The organism is Nguyenibacter vanlangensis, from assembly GCF_013376155.1.
Lineage (GTDB): Bacteria > Pseudomonadota > Alphaproteobacteria > Acetobacterales > Acetobacteraceae > Gluconacetobacter > Gluconacetobacter vanlangensis.
This window is the reverse complement of the sequence record NZ_JABXXP010001121.1, coordinates 1-676: the sequence shown is the minus strand read 5'-3', so window position 1 is coordinate 676 and position 676 is coordinate 1. Positions and strand designations below refer to the sequence as shown.

Here is a 676-nt window from a genome sequence, read left to right as displayed (position 1 = left end):
CGTTGAGGGCGTGCCGCACGGGCTGCGCGGGCACCGAGGACGCCGGGGCGCGGGTCCGCTTCGCGTGTGCCGACGGCTCGCTTTGTGCAGAGGCTGATCGAACGATCGCGCTGCTTCCCGCAAGAACAGCGGCACAACAGAAGAGACGCCCACGCCGTGATATTCGCATCATCATGTCCCGTCCGACAAGGTTTAGACGCCAGCCGTTCGCTAAATATCTTTGTTTTTAAAGGATAGATCGCGTCACCCGCCCCCATGCGGGAACATACGGCCGCGCATGTCCGAACAGACCCTAAAGACGACGTTTCTCTGTCGCAATAGTTTAATTAACGGAACAAAGTTATTTCTGTGGGAAAAAGATCGTCCTGTATCCGCCGGATCTTCCATTCCAGCGCGGATCGCTATTGATCATTATTTTCTGCCGCTAAATTAAACGGCGTCCTGAGGCGATCCGGTCACGGGCCGTTCCGGCAGGTCTCCAGGGCGTCCACCATCGCGCGGACCACCCCGGAATCCGCCGTGATCCGTTCGGCACCGAAGCCCAGCGAGACCACTGCGGCAGGGCTGGGCCGCGCCGGTCCCCGACAGGATCCGTGCACGGCGCCGACGCCGGTACGCCGCACCAGCGCCGCGACATTGGCCGGGTTGACGCCGCTGCCGGCCATGATTTCGATCC

1 protein-coding gene is annotated in these 676 nt (G+C 61.7%); it reads right to left on the bottom strand.

All coding sequences use genetic code 11. The features are described 5' to 3' along the window. Positions 1–455: 455 nt before the first annotated feature. Positions 456–676: copper homeostasis protein CutC (locus HUK84_RS21615; RefSeq protein ID WP_281362893.1), on the bottom strand; the 221-nt coding region annotated here is incomplete at its 5' end.